Annotated in this window: 15 protein-coding genes (1 of these 15 running past the window's edge); 10 read left to right on the plus strand and 5 right to left on the minus strand. The window is 67.8% G+C overall.

The features are described 5' to 3' along the window. From MNI96_RS15990 to MNI96_RS16005, 4 genes are all read left to right on the plus strand, one after another. Positions 1 to 2,762: the 3' end of a non-ribosomal peptide synthetase gene (locus tag MNI96_RS15990; RefSeq protein ID WP_249694766.1), read on the plus strand. Its footprint begins 17,563 nt before the window's first position; only the last 2,762 of its 20,325 coding nucleotides appear in the window; its start codon lies off the left edge, out of view; the stop codon is at positions 2,760 to 2,762. A 144-nt stretch (positions 2,763 to 2,906) separates the two neighbouring features. After that, the gene (locus tag MNI96_RS15995; protein ID WP_249694768.1) at positions 2,907 to 3,773 is read left to right on the plus strand and encodes a prohibitin family protein; all 867 of its coding nucleotides are present in this window, start codon (positions 2,907 to 2,909) and stop codon (positions 3,771 to 3,773) included. Positions 3,774 to 3,777: 4 nt separating this feature from the next. Next, on the plus strand, positions 3,778 to 5,157 hold the full coding sequence (locus MNI96_RS16000) for an ABC transporter substrate-binding protein (RefSeq protein ID WP_249694770.1): 1,380 nt from the start codon (positions 3,778 to 3,780) through the stop codon (positions 5,155 to 5,157). After that, positions 5,154 to 5,375, plus strand: a complete 222-nt coding sequence (locus MNI96_RS16005; RefSeq protein ID WP_249694772.1) for a hypothetical protein — start codon at positions 5,154 to 5,156, stop codon at positions 5,373 to 5,375. The genes MNI96_RS16000 and MNI96_RS16005 overlap by 4 nt, the downstream gene beginning before the upstream one ends. 149 nt (positions 5,376 to 5,524) lie before the next feature. Here MNI96_RS16005 and MNI96_RS16010 read toward each other — a convergent pair whose 3' ends face one another. The 3 genes from MNI96_RS16010 to MNI96_RS16020 form a co-directional block, all read right to left on the minus strand. Beyond that, positions 5,525 to 6,163, minus strand: coding sequence for a YcjF family protein (locus tag MNI96_RS16010; protein WP_249694775.1), 639 nt, complete (start codon positions 6,161 to 6,163; stop codon positions 5,525 to 5,527). Between the two features lie 185 nt (positions 6,164 to 6,348). Further along, the gene (locus MNI96_RS16015) at positions 6,349 to 7,029 is read right to left on the minus strand and encodes a DUF697 domain-containing protein (protein WP_249694778.1); all 681 of its coding nucleotides are present in this window, start codon (positions 7,027 to 7,029) and stop codon (positions 6,349 to 6,351) included. Then, positions 7,026 to 7,682 (minus strand): AAA family ATPase, encoded by a 657-nt coding sequence (locus tag MNI96_RS16020; protein WP_249694780.1) that lies wholly within the window; start codon positions 7,680 to 7,682, stop codon positions 7,026 to 7,028. Before MNI96_RS16020 ends, MNI96_RS16015 begins: the two co-directional genes overlap by 4 nt. A gap of 206 nt (positions 7,683 to 7,888) precedes the next feature. Here MNI96_RS16020 and MNI96_RS16025 point away from each other — a divergent pair, with 206 nt between their 5' ends. Further along, the gene (locus MNI96_RS16025; RefSeq protein WP_249694781.1) at positions 7,889 to 9,730 is read left to right on the plus strand and encodes a glucosamine inositolphosphorylceramide transferase family protein; all 1,842 of its coding nucleotides are present in this window, start codon (positions 7,889 to 7,891) and stop codon (positions 9,728 to 9,730) included. Here the strand turns inward: MNI96_RS16025 and MNI96_RS16030 are convergent. Beyond that, positions 9,657 to 10,646, minus strand: a complete 990-nt coding sequence (locus MNI96_RS16030; protein WP_249694783.1) for a hypothetical protein — start codon at positions 10,644 to 10,646, stop codon at positions 9,657 to 9,659. The two genes, MNI96_RS16025 and MNI96_RS16030, sit on opposite strands and share 74 nt — an antisense overlap. A gap of 36 nt (positions 10,647 to 10,682) precedes the next feature. After that, positions 10,683 to 11,252 carry a DUF2585 domain-containing protein gene (locus MNI96_RS16035; RefSeq protein ID WP_249694784.1) on the minus strand — a complete coding sequence of 190 codons (570 nt, stop codon included), beginning with the start codon at positions 11,250 to 11,252 and terminating at the stop codon, positions 10,683 to 10,685. A 178-nt stretch (positions 11,253 to 11,430) separates the two neighbouring features. On the opposite strand from MNI96_RS16035, the gene MNI96_RS16040 reads away from it, so the two are divergent. The 5 genes from MNI96_RS16040 to MNI96_RS16060 all read left to right on the plus strand — a co-directional run bounded on the left by MNI96_RS16040 (position 11,431) and on the right by MNI96_RS16060 (position 17,399). Next, complete coding sequence (locus tag MNI96_RS16040) at positions 11,431 to 13,071, plus strand: peptide chain release factor 3 (RefSeq protein WP_249694785.1); 1,641 nt, start codon at positions 11,431 to 11,433, stop codon at positions 13,069 to 13,071. A gap of 190 nt (positions 13,072 to 13,261) precedes the next feature. Further along, complete coding sequence (locus MNI96_RS16045) at positions 13,262 to 13,771, plus strand: NUDIX hydrolase (protein WP_249694786.1); 510 nt, start codon at positions 13,262 to 13,264, stop codon at positions 13,769 to 13,771. A 96-nt stretch (positions 13,772 to 13,867) separates the two neighbouring features. Next, a complete protein-coding gene (locus MNI96_RS16050; protein WP_249694787.1) occupies positions 13,868 to 15,364 on the plus strand; it encodes an inorganic phosphate transporter in 1,497 nt (498 codons plus the stop codon). 134 nt (positions 15,365 to 15,498) lie between these two features. Then, positions 15,499 to 16,848: a DUF2157 domain-containing protein gene (locus MNI96_RS16055; RefSeq protein WP_249694788.1), complete on the plus strand. Its 1,350-nt coding sequence runs from the start codon at positions 15,499 to 15,501 to the stop codon at positions 16,846 to 16,848. Continuing rightward, positions 16,845 to 17,399, plus strand: a complete 555-nt coding sequence (locus MNI96_RS16060) for a GDYXXLXY domain-containing protein (protein WP_249694789.1) — start codon at positions 16,845 to 16,847, stop codon at positions 17,397 to 17,399. The genes MNI96_RS16055 and MNI96_RS16060 overlap by 4 nt, the downstream gene beginning before the upstream one ends. Positions 17,400 to 17,445 lie beyond the last annotated feature (46 nt).

Below are 17,445 nucleotides of genomic sequence, written 5' to 3' on the forward strand. Positions count from 1 at the left end.
TCGAGACGCCGCTCGGCGAGCTCGCCATGCTCACCCGCGCCGAGCGCGAGCGGGCGCTCCACAGCTGGAGCGCGACGACGGAGGCCGCGCCCGCGGCCGGACTGGTTCACGAGTGGATCGAGGCGCGTCTGCGCCAGGCTCCTTCCGCCGAGGTTCTCGGCGGCCAGGGCGAAACGCTCACCGCCCGCCAGCTGCTGCGGCAGGTCGAGCGCCTGTGCCTCACGCTTTCGTCTTGCGGCATCCGGCAGGGAGATCGCGTCGCCGTGCTCGCCGGGCGCGAGGCTGGCGGCATCGCCGGCCTGCTGTCCGTGCTCGCCTCTGGTGCGGTCTGGGTGCCGCTCGATCCCGAGCATCCCGACGAGCGCCTGTCGCTGATCCTGCGCGATGCCGGAGCAACGCTCGTTCTGGCGCCCAAGGGGCTGGCCGCCCGTGCGCGCAAACTGGCTGCGGCCGGCGTGCGCGTCGTCCGGCTCGACCGCGACGGCTGGGACCTGCGCCCGCAACTGGCCCGCCGCCGTCCCGTCGTCCTGCGGCCGGAAGATCCCGCCTATATCATCTACACGTCCGGCTCGACGGGCACGCCCAAGGGCGTCGTCGTGTCGCACGGCGCGCTTGCCGGTCATTGCCGGGCGGTCGTCGATCACTACGGTCTTGGCGAGGGCGATGCCGTGCTGCAATTCGCCTCGCCTGGGGTGGATACTGCGCTGGAGCAGATCCTGCCGGCCTTGGCGAGCGGTGCCCGCCTCGTCATCGGCGGCACGGCGGTCCGTGCGCCCTCGGACTTCTTGAGACTGCTCGAGCGCGAGCGCATCACCGTCGCAGATCTGCCGCCGGTCTATTTGCGCGAGCTGTTGCAGGCCTGGAAGGCCGGCGGCTCCGACCTGTCCGGGCTCTCCCTGCGCCTGCTGATCTGCGGCGGCGAGGCGCTGGGGCCGGATGTCGTCGCCTTGTGGGCCGACAGCGGCCTCAAGCGGGCGCGCCTGCTCAACGCCTATGGCCCGACCGAGGCGACGATCACTGCCCTCTTACATGATGTGACACCGGACGACCGCGGCGCTCCCGTGCCCATCGGCCGCCCGCTGGCCGGCACCCGGATCTATATTCTCGATCCTCACGGCAATCCGGTGCCCGATGGCGTCGTCGGCGAGTTGCATATCGGCGGCGCCCGCCTTGCCATCGGCTATCATGGCCGCGACGACCTCACGCGCGAGCGCTTCGTCCTGCGCACCGTCGATCCCGGCGAGCCGCCCGTGCGCCTCTACCATACCGGCGACCTTGCGGCCTTCCTGCCGAACAGCGGCGGCACCGTCGCCTTTCATGGCCGCATCGACGACCAGGTGAAGATTCGCGGTTTCCGCGTCGAGCCGGGCGAGGTCGAGGCCGCCCTTGCCGCGGAGGGACTGGGCGAGGTCGCGGTGCTGGCGGAGGCGGACGGCGAGGGCAGGGCCTACCTCGCGGCCTTCGTGGCAGTGCCTGAAGCCGGTTTCGACGCCGCCGCCCTGCGGGACCGGCTCTCCGCCCGCCTGCCGCTGCACATGCTTCCCTCCATGATCCACCGCATCGATGCGCTTCCCGTCGCGCCTGGCGGAAAGATCGACCGACGGGCGCTGCGCAGGCTGGCCGCGCGGCCGGCCGTAGCCTGGGACGCCGCCGAGGCCGGACCGTTGGACGAGGTGGAAGCTCTCCTGCTGGACGTATGGGCAAAGGCGTTGGGCCGGGAGGCGGCTCAGTTGCGGCGCGGCGACAGGTTTTCCGACAGCGGCGGCGACAGTCTTGCCGCCGTGCGCCTCCTCGGCGGGATCGAGCGGGCCTTCGGCGTCACCCTGTCGGTCGCCGATCTCGGCGCGGCCGCAACGCTCGGCGAACAGGCAAGGCTTCTGCGCCGTCGCGTGCCGGAAGGCGACCTGCCTCACAAGGCCGATATGGGCACGCCTTCGCTCGTCGTGCCCCTGCGCATCGCGCGGCACGCCGATGCCCGGGCGCTCTTCCTGGTGCATCCGGTCGGCGGTACGGTTGCGTGCTACGACGGCCTTGCTGCCGAGCTGCCCGAACACTGGTCCGTCTATGGCATTCGCGCCTCCGGCCTCGTTGCCGGGGAAAGCCCAGAGGTCACCAGCCTGTCCGCGTTGGCCTCGCGCTATATCGAACAGCTGCGCGGCCAGCACGCGAGCGGGCCGTACCGCCTTGCCGGCTGGTCGATGGGCGGGGTCCTCGCCTTCGAGATGGCGCGCCAGCTGGAGGCCGCCGGTGAGCGCGTCGATTTCCTGGCGCTGCTCGACAGCTATACGCCGCAGGAACTCGCGCGCGTCGAGCCCTCGCTTGCCGGAGATGCCACCGCGCCCGGCGAAATCGCGGAGCAGGCCAATCGGGCGGCCTTCGTTCGCGAGCTGCTGGGCGGGGTAACGGTGGAACTTGCCGCAGGCGCCGACCTTGCCGATCAAGTGCTGGCAATGCCCGCCTTCGCCCGCCGCCATCCCGGCATGGGCGCTGCGGACTTGCGCCGCCTCTTCGCCGTCTTCGCCGCCAACCAGGCGTCACTTGCCGACTACGAGCCCGGCCCTTGCGCCGTGCCGCTGACCCTGGTCAGGACACGGCAGGGGCTGGAGCGGTTCGGCGCGGCGGACTGGCAGGCGCTTGCCCATGGCGGCTTTGCCCTGCACGAGGCCGCAGGCGACCATCACAGCTTCCTGCAACCGCCGCATCTTCGGGGCTGGGCCGGGCACCTGTCGCAGGCCCTGATGGATCTGAAGGAACGGGCATGAGTGCGGGGGCAACTTGTATGTGGGCGAAGGTGCGCACGGCCTTGCAATTGACGGCAAGAGACGGGCTTATAGCGGGCTGGAACCGCGGCGGGGCTCGCCCTATACTGCCGCCCTGTTCACTGTAAAAACTGGCGAGTCGGCCGAATGGCACTGGACGATGAGTTCGAAGATTATGAAGAATTTCTTCGCAGCGAACGCCAGCGTCGAGTCCAGATCTATACTTTGCTGGTTTTGCTTTTGTTCGGCGTCGGACTGGTAACGCTCTGGAACAGGGTGGTCGTCACCATTCATTCGGGCGAGGCCGGCGTGCTCTACCGCTGGGTTTCCGGCACGGACATGAGCAACATCTATGGCGAGGGGCTCCACATCATGTGGCCCTGGAATCGGATGTATGTCTACAACGTCCGCTTGCAGACCGAGCAGCGCCAATACAGCCTGCTGACCCAGGGCGGTCTTCCCGTCGATCTGGAAATCGCCGTGCGCTACAAGCCGGACTTGCGCCTGCTGCCGCTGCTCCACGTCACGGTCGGGCCCGAATACCTGGACAAGATCGTGTTTCCCGAGACCGAGGCGGTGCTGCGCCGGGCCGTCGGCCAGTATGCGCCGGAAGAGGTCTATACCAGCCGCCGCGGCTTCCTTGAATCGATCGTCGTCAACAGCCTGACCAATGTCGAGGATCGCTACGTCATCATCGACGATGTGCTGGTGCGCAATGTCGAGCTGCCGCCGGCCGTGCGCCTGGCGGTCGAACGCAAGCTCACTCTTCTGGAGGAAGAGAAGGCTTACGCATACCGCATCGGCATTGAGAAGCAGGAAGCCGAGCGCAAGGCCATCGAGGCGGAGGGTATCCGCCGCTACCAGGACGTCATCAAGCAGAGCCTGACGGAAGACCTGCTGCGCTGGCAAGGCGTGCAGGCGACAAAGGAGTTGGCATCCTCGCCCAATGCCAAGACGGTCGTGATCGGCTCGGGCAAGGACGGCTTGCCGCTCATTCTCGGCGGCGACAGGTAGGCGGATGGCCAGGAAGCCTTTCGCCAAGACCATCCGGCCTGCAGGCAAGGCTGCCTGGCTCCGGGTGGTTGCCGGTATCGCCCTGATCTGGCTGGCGCTTTTCGCCGTCATCGTCGCCTCGAGCGGTATTTCGGTGGGCGAGCGTGTGATGGCCTATGTGGACATCATGCGCGGCAAGACATCGAGCGCCGTCAAGATCGGTCTGGTCTATGCCGACGGGGACGAGGTCAACAGCTTCACCAACGGCGCGCGGCTCGCCGCAGCGCGGGTGAACGCCGAAGGCGGCATCCTTGGACAGGACCTGGAACTGCTGCTCTACCGCGAGGAAGTGTCCTTCGGCGAGGGCGGCTTCGAAAGGACGGTCGCCCGGACCATGCGTCTTGCCGGCGAGGTGGCCCGCCAGAACGGGTTGTTCGGCGTGATCGGCCACGAATGGTCCGACACGGCGATCACCGCGAGCGCGATCTACAATCAGAACGACATCCTGTATCTCGCCACGCATGCGACCGCCTCGTCGCTGACCAACCACGGATTTTCCCTGCTGTTCGCGCTGCAGCCGGACAATAGCGACAACACCGAGATGATCGCGCGGTATGCGCTGGCGACCGGCCTCAAGCGTTTCCTCGTGCTCACCGACAAGAGCGACTACGGCAAGGAGGCCGGAGACTTCTTCAGCGCGGTCGCCACCCAGCAGGGCGGGAACGTGGTGTTCCGTGGCTACCTGCCCGGTCATGGCCGGTCCGTGGACCAACTGCTCATGTTCATTCTCGACAACAACCTGTTCGGCAAGGGCGATTACGACGCCTTCTTCGTTGCCTCGGCCTTGACCCTCGACACGGCCGAGTTCATCCGCCGGGCGCGGGAACTCGGTCTCGACAAGCCGGTGCTGGGGCTCGAATACATGTTCTCCAACACCATCGAGAACCATGTCGGGCGGCAGAAGATGAAGGATGTGATCGGCGTCTCGCTCTTCGACAGCGAAAGCGTCAATGCCCTCTCCACCGGTTTCGTCAGTTCCTATCTCCAGCAATATAACGGGATGCCGGACTTGAGCGCCGCACTCGGTTACGATGCGGTGATGCTGCTGAAGGAAGTCACCGAGCGGACCGGCACCCGGGACCCCGGCAGAATTGCCGATGCGCTCAAGGTCGCGCGTTATGGCGTGCCGTTCGAGGGCGTTACGGGTAAGATTGTGTTCAATACGAAGGGACTGATCACGGACACCGATGTTTTCGTCGTGCGTCACGATGGAACGCGGTTCCAGACGGTGGCAAGCTACCGCAAGCCTCTGGAGTGGTCGCCCGACACGATTATCGAAAGGAGTGGGGACGACAGCGCGCTGATGCCTGATCCCGCTGCCAACAAGGAGCACACCGTGCCATGACGATCTTCGTCAACCCCTGGGTACTTTTCATCTGGGTCATCGCCAGCTGGATCATCGGCATGCTCGGCCGCGACACCCGCTTCGGCTTCGTCGGCAATTTTCTTGTTGCCTTCCTGTTCAGCCCGGTGGTCGGTATCATCGTGCTGCTGGCCTCCGACCGCTGGACGGGGCTGGGCGGCCGTCGGCGCGATCCGCGTCGTCGGTCCGGCGGCGCCTGAGCGTTTTGCCCGGCTGATCTGCGAGCACCGCCTCGGACACAGACCTTTGAAAACGAAAACGCCGCGAACGCTGGCTCCAGCATTCGCGGCGATCGTGTTTTTGACAGAGCCGAAGGCGGCGTCCCGATGGAGCCGCCCCGATCAAGTCGTCAGGATGCCTTGGCGGCCGTCTCTTCGACGGTCTCGGCCACCGCCTCGGCGCCGCTCTTGGTGCGGTCGCGTGCGCGCTTGGCCAGTTCCTTGCCCTTTTCGAACTGCTCCTTGTAGAAGGCGCGCATCTTGCTGGCGTCGAAGTCCATCAGCGAGCCGCCATCCTCGTAGTGGCGGGCGATGGAACGGCCGACAGCATAAGTCGACGCGCCGGCCACGACCGGCAGCGACACCATGCCGACCATCCAGCCGATGCCGGGGATGAGCTTTGTGGCGCTCGCCGCGACCGCATAGCCGGCCCCGTAGCCGAGCACGCCGCCAGCCAGCGCATAGATTACCTTGCGGCCCATCTTGTCGGAGAAGGGCTTGCCGTAGAGCTGCGAAAGCTTCTGGATCATGCGCAGCTGGATCGCCACCACTGCGGCGATGTCGAAGATCGCCACCGGCACGATGCTGGCCGCCACAGAGGCGAGCACATAGTCCTTGGTGAGGCTCTCGGCCGTGAGCTGGCGGGCGATGTCGTCGTCGGACAGCGTGGCCGCTTCCGGAGCCTCGCCCTCGATCGCGTTTTCCACGTCCGCCTCGATCTCGGCGTCGCTGGCCGCAGCGGTCTTCTCGGCAGTGCTCTTGGTTGCCATCCACACTCTCCTGATGCTGTCCGAAGGCGCCTGTTGCGCGAGGATCCGAAATGCTGCCGCCGGAAGCGGACTGAATGATTTCCGGGAAATTCCGAGGAAACGGTACTCTTTCGAATCGAAAAAGGAAAGACTTGCAACCTGTTGCAGCCTGCTTTCGGTGCGATTTTCGCCCCGGGTGGTCCGTTTCAGCCCTTGGTGCCCGCCCCCTCGACCGGCTCGCCGCGTTCCAGCCGCTCCACGAACACATCGCCGATCACCCGCGTCAGTGCGACGGCGGCGGCGGCGGTCACGGTCATGCCGACCAGGTTCGGACCCGGCGCCATCCTGAGCAGGCTGGTGGTGGTGAAGCTGGCGATGCCCGGCGCGCCGACGCCGGCCAGCAGCGACAGGGCAATCCGGCCGCTGCGGTCCCGGCCGAGCGGGATCCTGTAGCAGCGCGACAGTTCCCGCAGCATCCGCGCGACGAGGGCGGCGACGGCGGCAAGATCCACCCAGGGCAGCGGCACGAAACCGGCAAGTCCCGCCAGTGTCGAATGCCGCTCGATGATCAGTCGCGCCCGCGCCCGGCGCAGCGCACTGCCCGTCGGCGGACGCGTCGCAACCGCGCGGCCTTGGGGAGGGGATGTTTTCGCCTGTTCCGCCGTTTCCTCTGCCGCAGCGGCAGGACCGGCCACCGTCTCCGCTTCCGGGGAAGCGACGTCGGCTGCCGGGGCCACCTTGGCCTCCGTCTTCCTGGCCGGCTCGCTTGCCGGCGCGGCAGGGGCGGGCTGCGCCTGCGGCGTATCTTCTGCCTGTTCCGCCGCGTGCATCTCGCGGCGGATATCGTGGATCGTGTGCTGCAAGGTCCTGGGGAGTTTCCGGCTCACGCGCTGCGCACCTTTCGTGTCGCCAGCAGGGCCTCGACCTCGCCGGCCAGTTCCTGCACGTCCTGCGCCGCCGCGCCGTCCGGTTGGGTCAGCGTCGGCGTCGCGCCGTAGAGCGCGGCTTCGGCGTAGGAGACCCGGTTCTGCAGCTCCTGCCGCAGCAGCGGGAACCCGGCCTCTTCCAGCTCGGCGCGGATGTGGCGGGCGATCACGCTGCCGCGCGTGGTCTGCGTCAGCACGCAGCGGAAGGTCGGGGCCCAGCCCTGGACGCCGGCCATCAGCAGGCCGACCGTATCGGTCATCCGGTCGACATCCAGCGGCGACGGCTTGACCGGGATCAGCACCAGGTCGGCGACCGCAAGGCCTGCTGCGGTGATCTCGCTGTCGAAGCCCGGCGTGTCGACGACAATCAGGCCGTAGTCGCCGGCCTGTTCCTTCACCGCCTTCCACATGTCCCGGTCGGCGCGGGCGATCACCGGCAGCCCGCCGAGCGCCTGCTCGCGCGCCGCCAGCCGGAGCACCGAATGCTGCGGGTCGGCATCGACCAGCAGGACACGCCAGCCGCGCATCCGCCAGTACACGGCAAGGCAGCTGGCAAGCGTCGACTTGCCACTGCCGCCCTTCAGCGACGCGACGGTGATGACCTGCGCGCTCATGGCCAGTCTGCTCCCTTAAGCTGATTCCCCGTTTGCACTGCGTTAACTATAGCGCGTTTCGCAAGGACGGGATGCCCATCCCATGGGCGTTTCGGCAAGGGATGCCGGGCGGTTCGCCGGCTGCGCTTGCGCTTGCCGCTCGTCTCCGACATGAACGCACATGCCGGGGCGCGATCCCCGTTGCCGCACCGCTCCGGGACCCTCTCATGTCGCTCACCCTCGTCACCGCCGCCGATGCCGCCTTCGTCCCGACGCTGGCCCAGTATCTGGCAAGCGTGAAGGCGAGGGGGCTCGACAGGGACGCGCGCATCGCCGTCTACGATCTCGGCCTCGATCCGGGCGAGCGGGCACAATTGGCCGCCCGGTTTCCGTTTGCGGAGTTCCTGCCCTTCAGCCTCGTGCCCTATCCCGCCCATGTGGCGCCCTCGGCAGGCACCTACGCCTGGAAGCCGCTGGTGATCGCCGATGCGGCGGAGCGGTTCGGCGGTCGGATCTTCTGGTTCGACAGCGCGACGCTCTTCCACGACTCGCTTGCCGAGCCGCTCGCCGAGCTTGCCCGCTGCGGCGTCTATACCCTCTCCGGCCAGTCGAACCTGGCGCAGCGCTGTGCGGCGGACGTGCGCGCCCGCCTTGCCGTCGAGCCGGCCTTTCTCGACCGCCGCATCCGGGTCAGCGGCGTCGTCGGCTTCGACCTGGGGCAGCCCACGGCTCGCGACATTCTCATCGACTGGGCGGAGCTGGCGCTGGACCCTGCGGTCTTCACCCGCGCCGACCGGGCCAGCCACAACACCGACCAGGCGATCCTGTCGATCCTGCTGTTCCGGGCCGAGGCGGCCGGCCATCTGGTGCTGAACGAGGGCGACATCGACATCAGTTCGCCCCGCCCGGTGCGCTGGATGAGCTCGCGCAACAAGCTCGATCCCGCCCGCCCGCGCTGGAGCGACCCGCTCGCCCGCCTCTGGTATCGGCTCTACAAGGCCGGCGACCGGGCGAACCTGCGCTGGCAGGACTTCTACCGCCGCCGCATCCTCGGCCTGCATCGCTGGCCGAAGGAGAATTTCCGCACTTATGTGATGCGGGCAGGCGACCGGGCGCCGACGTCGGTGCCGTGCCCGGCGCTCAGCTATTATGCCGATCCCTTCCTGTGGCGGCGGGACGGGCGGCTCTGGCTCTTCGTGGAGGAATTCCGCTATCCCGAGCAGCTCGGCCGCCTCATTGCCATGGAGCTCGGCGAGGGCCTGCGGCCCGGTCCGCCCGTGCCCCTGACGATGCCCGTCCTGCCGCTGCGCGAGCATGCGTCCTATCCCTTCCTCTTCGAGGCGGACGGCGCGCTCTACATGCTGCCCGAGACCTGCTCGCTGCAGGCGCTCGATCTCTATGTCTGCGACCGCTTCCCCGACCGCTGGCGCCGGGTGCGGCGGATCTTCGAGCAGACGGACGCGGTAGACAGCGCGCTTTTCCGCCATGACGGCGCCTGGTGGATCCTCACCTGCGGCAAGCCTCTGGGGCAGGACGGCGCGCGCACGCTCGCCCTCTATCGCAGCGAGGATCTGCTCACCGGCACGTTCGAGCCGCACCCGGTCAATGCGGAGGGCATCTTCGCCGATGGGGATTACGGCTTCGGCCGCGGTGCGGGCAGCATCCTGCGCGACGAGACTGGTCTGTTGCGCGTGATGCAGAAGAACCTGACTTACTACGGGCAGGGCGCCGAGGTCCGCCGCATCACCCGTCTCGATGTGGACGGCTATCGCGAGGAGCCGGCCGAGCGCGACCATCCGCTGGCGCGTCTCGCGGCGCTGGCCTCGCCGCACCACATCGCCCTCCACGACGATGTGCTCGCCTTCGATGTCCGGACGCGGGTCGGCTTCGTCTCCGGCCTGCCGTGGATTGGCCGCCGGCTGAGCGCGCTCGATCCGGCGGCCAAGCGCTTCCTGTCGGGCGCGCCCGGGCTTGCCGGCGAGATCGCCGCGGCGGTCAGCGCGGCGTGTCGGCGCCTGCGGCCAGTCGATGGCCGCCCACCGTCCAGCGATCCGCCATGTGACGGATGACGATGGTGTTGTTGCGGCTTTCGGGCGTGCCTTCGCCGCTGTTGACCCGGCCGAGGCTGTTGGCCCGGTAGAACGACTGGCGGGTGATCATCTGGAAGCCCGCACGCGCCGCCGGCACCACGTATTTGCGCGCCGCGCAATGGCCGGAGATCCACACGTCGTCGACATAGAACGCTGCCGGCGGGGCGCCGCGATGGGTCAGCATCCCCTCCATGTCGGGGAAGAAGCGCGGCCGCACCAGATAGCCGGAAAACCCTTGCAGGATGTCGATCTCGCGGCGCTTGCGCAGACGGCGGGCGCGGATCGGCGCCGGCGGTTGCATGTAGAGATTGCTGCGGATCGTCGTCGGGCGGTCGGTCAGGTCGGCCGGCACCACCCAGCCGGAGAGGCCGATGGCCGCGTCCCGGTCCGCCTCCGCCTCGCGCGCCAGCACCTTCAGGAAATCCGGCGGATAGATCCGGTCGTCGTCCACCACCACAATGGCGGCATCCGCATCGAGGGCGGTGAGGCTGGGAAACAGCTTCGTCGCCGGGCCGAAATCCTCGCAGCGCACGACGGTGACGGTGGCAAGCCTCGACAGCCATTCGGGGATCTCGTAGCCGCAGTTTTCCCGGCGCGAGTGATACGGCACGTTGAGGCGGATTTCCGCCGGCGGCAGCGACTGGTCGAGCAGGCTCTTCAGAGTCATGCCGATATGCTCGATGCGGCTCGGGATCGTCGTCAGCGTCACCACCGGGCCGCGTGCGTCCGCCGCCTGCGCCTTTCGGTCCAGCTCGGCGATGTCGCGCCGCGCCAGCCTGCGCGCACGAAAAAGATCTGCGATCAGCGTCTCGCCTTCGAAGAAGTCATGGACGGCGATGGCCGTGGCCGCACCGCCGCCGATTGCGGCCAGCACCAGGCCTGTGACGAACGACATGGGTCCCTTTCCTTGGCCTTTGTTTGCTACGGCTGCTCAGAGCGCCTGCTGCCACTCGCGGATCGCGTCGACCGGCCAGACCAGCATCAGCACGTTGAGGGTGAGATTGTCGCGGATGACGGCCAGCGCCACCAGCTCCATGGCGACGGCCAGCAGCACCGTCGCCCAGACCGGCAGCCGCAACGCCAGCCAGAAACCGACCAGCATCCACAGCACGTCGAAGACCGAGTTAAGCACGCTGTCGCCGGTATAGCCGGCGGCGATGGTGCCTTCCCGGTAGCGGTCGATGATCCAGGGGCTGTTCTCGACAATCTCCCATGCCGCCTCGATGAAGATCGAGCCGACCGCCCGCCAGCCCATGGAGAGCCTCGGCGTCAGAAGGTGGAACAGGCCGTAGAACAGCATCCCGTGGATGATGTGCGAGGGGGTGTACCAGTCGGAGATGTGCTGCGAATTGTCGGAGGATGTGACGTCCGACGTCCACAGCTTGATTTCCCCGCAGGTGCAGATTGGCACCCGCCCCATGGCCAGCAGGATGACGGCGGTCAGCGCGATCAGTGCGAGCGCGACGAGAAGGGGGAGGGCGCCTTTTCGCGAAAGCGTCATCGAGGGGTATCCTGCATTGGGCCGTTTCGGGGGAGGACTTCGCTTGAGCCGCCAGCTATGGGCGGTAACGCGGCCATGCGCAAGCGGCACTGGAATTTGCCGGCGCAAGCGACTAGACCTCTGTCCACAAAAAGCGGGCCGCAATCGGCACCGCGCCACGAAATTCCATGGAGAGCGCATGAGCCTCACCGAAGCCCGGGCCGAAGGCGGCCGGGAGAGCGGGCCGGACGCGGCAAGCCACCTGTCGCGCCGGACCTTCGCCATCATCTCGCATCCGGACGCCGGCAAGACGACGCTGACGGAAAAGCTGCTGCTGTCGGGCGGCGCCATTCGCGCGGCCGGCCAGGTCCGTGCGCGCGGCGAGCGCCGCCGCGCCCGCTCGGACTGGATGAAGATCGAGCAGGAACGCGGCATCTCGGTCTCGTCCTCGGTCATGACCTTCGAGCGCAACGGCATCACCTTCAACCTGCTCGACACGCCGGGCCACGAGGATTTCTCTGAGGACACCTACCGCACGCTGACCGCCGTCGATGCGGCGATCATGGTCATCGACGCGGCCAAGGGCATCGAGACGCAGACGCGCAAGCTGTTCGAGGTCTGCCGCCTGCGCGACATCCCGATCGTCACCTTCGTCAACAAGATCGACCGCGAGGGCCGCCACCCGCTGGAGGCGTTGGACGAGATCCAGGAGGCGCTGGCCCTCGACGTGGTGCCGATGACCTGGCCGGTCGGCATGGGTTCGGACTTCTTCGGCGTCTACGATTGGCAGGCGAAGCGCTTCCTCACTTCCTCGGAAGGGCGCGGCAGCCGCTTCGACAGCATCATTGACGTCTCCGGCCTCGACGATCCGGCCTTCACCGAGCGGGTGTTCCCGAACATGCTTGCCGAGCTTCAGGAGAATGTCGAACTCGGGGCCGAGGCCTATCCGGCTTTCGATCGCGAGGCCTTCATGGAAGGCCACATGACGCCGGTCTTCTTCGGCTCGGCGCTGCGCGACTACGGCATCGAGGAGATCATCCAGTTCATCGCCCGTTTCGGCCCGGCGCCCCATGCGCAGCCGGCGACGACCCGCATCATCCGCCCGGAAGAGCCGAAGGTGACCGGTTTCGTGTTCAAGGTGCAGGCGAACATGGACCCCAAGCACCGCGACCGCATCGCCTTCGTGCGCCTGTGCTCGGGCACCTTCCGGCGCGGCATGAAGCTGAAGCATGTGCGCGCCAACAAGACCATCGCCGTCTCCGCGCCGATCTTCTTCTTCGCCGAGGAGCGCGAGCTTGCCGAGACCGCCTATCCGGGCGATGTCATCGGCGTGCCCAACCACGGCCAGCTGCGCGTCGGCGACACGCTGACCGAGGGCGAGGAGATCCACGTCACCGGCCTGCCGGCCTTCGCGCCGGAAGTGCTGCGCCGCGTGCGCCTGTCGGACACGATGCGCGTCAAGCAGATGCGCCAGGGCCTGATGGATCTCGCCGAGGAAGGCCTCGTGCAGATCTTCAAGCCGCAGATCGGCTCCAACTGGATCGTCGGCGTCGTCGGCGTGCTGCAGCTCGATGTGGTGGTCGATCGCCTGCGCAACGAGTATTCGACCGAGATCGGCTTCGAGGCCGCACCCTTCAGCACCGCGCGCTGGATCGAGTGCGACGACGAACTCAAGCTGCGCAAGTTCCTGGAGGCCAACCCGTCCAGCGTTGCCCAGGACCGCGACGACCGGCCCGTTTACCTTTTCAAGAACTCTTGGGAGGTAAACTACGTTGGAGAGAAGAACCCGGACATCCGCTTCCGCGAAACCCGCGAGATCGTGCATACGCCGGAAGGGTGAGTCTGGGGTGAGCCGGGGCGCTTCACGGCGCATGGAAGTGCAGGGCGATGAGGCGGAAGGCGTAATGAGTGCGCCTTTTCCTTGCATTGCACAGCAATGCATCCTATTTAATACCAATAGCCGTTTGTTCGACGGCTTCTTGATTCTGTGCGTTCCGTCAAAGGCTAAGTGATCGAAGGGGGCTTGTGCCATGGCCCTGGCATTCCCGACCGTACCGAAGGCATCGACCCGCGTCTCACGCGTGCTCGAAACCCTGCGCCTTTGGCTCGGCGGCAAGCCGGAGGCGGTGCAGGTCGCAGCTCTCCCCTGGCGGCGGGATGCCGGGGGGCGCCTCTTGGTGCTCCTCGCCACCAGCCGCGACACCGGACGCTGGGTCCTGCCCAAGGGGTGGCCGCAAAAGGGCCGTTCGCTCAGCGAGACGGCCGCGGTCGAGGCCTGGGAAGAGGCGGGTCTTTCCGGCCGCATCGGCAGCGATCCGCTCGGCAGCTATTTCTATCGCAAGCTTCTCGACAACGGGCTGCCTCGTCGTGTGCGCGTGCAGGTCTTTCCGCTGGCCGTCGCCGAGGAGGCGCAGGACTGGCCGGAAAAGGGCCAGCGCGAGCTGCGCTGGTTCTTCCCCGAGGACGCGGCCCGCAACGTCCACGAGCCGGAACTCGCCCGTATTCTCGGCAATGCCCGGCTTCTGGAGGAGTTGCGGTGATCTCCGTCTCCCTGTTCATCGGCAGGTGACGGACTTGCAGCCTTCGCTTAGGGCAGCCGTCGCCGGATCGTTACGTTTTGCGCGCAGCATGGCGCCATGAGCGACGGCAAGACCCCCCGCAACCGCACGACCATCGACAAGGACCTCGACAAGTTCACCTATGTCGAAGAGGCGACGACCTATCTGTCGCGCTCCTATGTCGCGCTCGGTTTCGGCTTCCTGTTTCTCGTGGTCGTCGGCAGCCTTGCCGGCCTGCTGCTGGCCGAAAATTCCCACTGGTTCCTGCTGACGGCGGCGCTGGTGCTCGGCGGCTACATGGCACTCAATATCGGCGCCAACGACGTGGCCAACAACATGGGCCCGGCGGTCGGTGCGCGCGTGCTCACCATGGGCAGCGCCCTTGTGCTCGCCGCTCTGTGCGAAAGCGCCGGTGCGTTGCTGGCCGGCTCGGGGGTGGTCTCGACCATCGCGTCGGGCATCGTTTCGGCCGACCAGTTCGCCCATCCGGCGGATTTTCCGCTGGCGATGCTTGCCGCCCTGGTCGCCGCCGCCCTGTGGATCAACCTGGCGACCGTGATCGGCGCGCCGGTGTCGACGACGCACGCCGTGGTCGGTGCGGTGGTCGGGGCGGGGATGATTTCCGCCGGCGCGGTGGCGCTGGACGGGTTCACACTGGTCGCCATCGCCTCCGGCTGGCTGGTCTCGCCGGTCCTGGGCGGCGTTGCCGCAGCCGTCCTCCTGTCGATGATCCGGCGCTGCATCCTCGCCGGAGACGACCGTCTTGCCGCCGCGCGGCGCTGGTTGCCGGTCATTTTCGCGACGATGGCCGGCACCTTCACCCTCTACCTGATCCTTGTCGGTCTGCCGCCGCTGCGCGGTGCCGGTCCGCTTCCGGTCGCAGCGCTTGCCCTGGCCGCTGCCGCCATCGCCTATGCCGTCTCGCGACCGGCGGTGATCCGAGCCTCACACGGGATGGACGACCGCAACCAGTCGCTGCGCAAGCTGTTCCGCCCGCCGCTGGTCGTCGCCGCCGCCATCCTCTCCTTCGCCCATGGCGCCAATGACGTCGCCAATGCGATAGGTCCGGTCGCCGCCATCTTCTCCGCTCTCGGCCAGGACGGCATCGCCGCGCCCGGCGGCGGGTTGCTGCTCCCCGTGCTCATGGTCGGCGCTCTCGGCATCTCGCTCGGCCTGCTGCTGTTCGGGCCGCGCCTCGTGCGCATGGTCGGCGAACGCATCACCCGGCTCAACCCGATCCGCGCCTTCTGCGTCCTGCTTGCCACCGCCGCAACGGTGCTGCTCGCCAGCGCCGCCGGTCTGCCGATCTCCTCGACCCACACCGCGGTGGGCGCGATCTTCGGTGTCGGCTTCTACCGCGAATGGACGATGAACCGGGAGCGCCGGCAGCGTCTTGCAGACAACCCTGTCGATCTCCTTGCCCAGCCCGACGTCAGCGAGCCCGCGGATATCCGCCGGCGCATGCTGGTGCGCCGCGCCCATGTTCTGACCATCGTCAGCGCCTGGATGGTCACCGTCCCGGCCAGCGGCTCGCTCGCCGCCATCGTCTGGCTGCTGCTGTCCGCTGCCCTTTGACCGCCGGTCCGGTCCTGGACCGAATTTCGGCGCAATCCTGCGCGATTCGTGACGGCTTGACGGGAGGCTCGATCCGTCCTCACTGGGCGGAACGAGAACCGTTGTGAGTCCCGCACGGGAAGGGCAGTGAATTGATGAACCGCGCAAGCTATCTGAAACAGCTGGAGGCGGACCTTGCCCGCTGGTCCGCCAAGGGGTGGATCGGCGCCGACGGGCTGGCGCAGATCCGGGCTGAGATCGGCGAGGCGCCTCCCGGCTGGTCGCGCCTTCCCGCGCTTTTCGCCGGCATCGGCACCATCTGCCTTGCACTCGCCGTCGCCGCCTTCGTCGCGGCCAACTGGGAGGCGATCCCGCGTGCGGCCAAGCTGACGGGCATTGCGGTGCTGCTGCTGGCGGCGCACGGCTTTGCCGCCGCCATGGCAGCGCGGGGGCTTCGCACCGTCGCCGACCTTGCCACCATGTTCGCGACGCTCGTCTTCGTCTCAGGTCTCGCCCTTGTCGGCCAGATCTACCACCTGCCGTCCGACTGGGCCGGCGGAGCGCTGCTCGTCGCCATCGGCGCCCTGGCCGCCGCCTGGCTCTGCGCCTCGAGGTCCTCGCTGGTGGTCGCCGCCGTCGCCTCCCTTGCCTGGCTGTCGTGGATCGGCGATCCGCCGCGCCCGACGCTGGCCGAGGTCGTCACCGCCCTGGCGCTTCTGGTCGCCTGCCTCGCCCATGTTCTGCGCATGACCTCCTTTGCCGGTCGCTGGCTGGCGCTGCTGCTGCTGGCCGGCGTCTATGGCTGGCTGTTCGCCGCCTGGCTCGACGTCAGCTATCTGCTCTCGTCGAGCGACATGGAGTTCTCCATCCTGCCCGTCGGCGCGACCTTCGGCGCGCTGCTGGCAGTCTGGGGCTATATCCTGTCCGGTTCGCAGACGCCGACGGCGGGCCGGTCGGAAGACTTTGGCGCCCTCGCTCACTCGGCGGCGAGCTTCGGCGTGATGATCATGGTCGGCACGGTGCTGCTGAGCCTGGTGATAGGGTTCGTCGAGACGGTGTCGGAAGAGGTCGCGAGCGAGATGCCGCATGTCTGGCCGCTGCATCTGACATCTGCCCTCGTGCTCGCCGGCCTTGTCTGGCAGGGGCTGCGCAGCCCGGCCTCGCGGCCCGTCCACATGCTTGCCGCTGCCGCCGTGCTGGCGATTGCCTGCCCGCTCGTTCTGGTCTTCCTGCCGGGCAACACGGTGGTGCTGGCCGCCGTCACCCTCGCGGCCCTCGTCGCCATCAGCGCGGCCGGATCGGCCGCCTCGCTGTCCGCCTGGAGCGTCTGGGGCAATCTCGGCCTTGCCGCCGCGCTGCTCTACCTGCTCTACGAGACGGTGGGCTCGCTGCTCGGACAGTCGGTCTTCTTCTTCGTTGCCGGCCTGCTGTTGGTGGCGGTTGCCATCGTCTCGGCACGGCGCTTGAGAAAACGCTCCGTCGCAGCCGGGGAGGGCGGGCAATGAAGGCGCTTCTTGCCTCTCCCTGGGTCCGCTGGGGCCTTGCCGGCCTGCTGCAGCTGGCGCTGGTCGGCCTGCCGCTGGCGGACCGGCTGCAGGTTCACTGGTTCGGCGAGGAGGTGACGCTGGCGCTGCGCCCGATCGATCCGCGCGATTTGCTGCGCGGCGACTACGTCATCCTCAATCCGGAGATCCAACTGATCGAAACCGGCATCGGCGTTCCGGCCGGCATCGCCGGCGGCGGCGACGTCTGGGTGGTGGTGGAACCGGACGAGGAGGGCATTTCCCGCGCTACCGCCGTGCTGTCGGCGCCGCCCGCCGACGGCAGCATCGCCCTCAAGGGCCGCGTGAGCAGCACGCCGGGCGCGTCCGATGCGACAATGCGCATCGACTACGGGCTCGATGCCTTCTTCGTGCCGGAGGGGCAGGGGCTGGAGATCGAGCGCCTGCCGCGCGACCGCGTGCGTCTGGTCGTTGCCGTTTCCGCGGACGGCCGCTCGGCGCCGCTGCGCCTTGTCGCCGATGGCGAGGTGCTGCTGAAGGACAGCGCGTTCTAGCGCAGACGGGCCCAGACGCCCCGGCCGCTTTGTCGCAGCCGCCCCG

The sequence above is a fragment of the Stappia sp. WLB 29 genome, from assembly GCF_023507705.1.
In the GTDB taxonomy this organism is placed as follows: Bacteria; Pseudomonadota; Alphaproteobacteria; order Rhizobiales; family Stappiaceae; genus Stappia.

What these genes read in the sequence shown, in the direction of transcription:
- MNI96_RS15995 (WP_249694768.1), top strand. Translation starts at nt 2,907, where the DNA reads ATGGCACTGGACGATGAGTTCGAAGATTATGAAGAATTTCTTCGCAGC.
- MNI96_RS16000 (WP_249694770.1), top strand. Translation starts at nt 3,778, where the DNA reads ATGGCCAGGAAGCCTTTCGCCAAGACCATCCGGCCTGCAGGCAAGGCT.
- MNI96_RS16005 (WP_249694772.1), top strand. Translation starts at nt 5,154, where the DNA reads ATGACGATCTTCGTCAACCCCTGGGTACTTTTCATCTGGGTCATCGCC.
- MNI96_RS16010 (WP_249694775.1), bottom strand. Translation starts at nt 6,163, where the DNA reads ATGGCAACCAAGAGCACTGCCGAGAAGACCGCTGCGGCCAGCGACGCC.
- MNI96_RS16020 (WP_249694780.1), bottom strand. Translation starts at nt 7,682, where the DNA reads ATGAGCGCGCAGGTCATCACCGTCGCGTCGCTGAAGGGCGGCAGTGGC.
- MNI96_RS16025 (WP_249694781.1), top strand. Translation starts at nt 7,889, where the DNA reads ATGTCGCTCACCCTCGTCACCGCCGCCGATGCCGCCTTCGTCCCGACG.
- MNI96_RS16030 (WP_249694783.1), bottom strand. Translation starts at nt 10,646, where the DNA reads ATGTCGTTCGTCACAGGCCTGGTGCTGGCCGCAATCGGCGGCGGTGCG.
- MNI96_RS16035 (WP_249694784.1), bottom strand. Translation starts at nt 11,252, where the DNA reads ATGACGCTTTCGCGAAAAGGCGCCCTCCCCCTTCTCGTCGCGCTCGCA.
- MNI96_RS16040 (WP_249694785.1), top strand. Translation starts at nt 11,431, where the DNA reads ATGAGCCTCACCGAAGCCCGGGCCGAAGGCGGCCGGGAGAGCGGGCCG.
- MNI96_RS16045 (WP_249694786.1), top strand. Translation starts at nt 13,262, where the DNA reads ATGGCCCTGGCATTCCCGACCGTACCGAAGGCATCGACCCGCGTCTCA.
- MNI96_RS16050 (WP_249694787.1), top strand. Translation starts at nt 13,868, where the DNA reads ATGAGCGACGGCAAGACCCCCCGCAACCGCACGACCATCGACAAGGAC.
- MNI96_RS16055 (WP_249694788.1), top strand. Translation starts at nt 15,499, where the DNA reads ATGAACCGCGCAAGCTATCTGAAACAGCTGGAGGCGGACCTTGCCCGC.
- MNI96_RS16060 (WP_249694789.1), top strand. Translation starts at nt 16,845, where the DNA reads ATGAAGGCGCTTCTTGCCTCTCCCTGGGTCCGCTGGGGCCTTGCCGGC.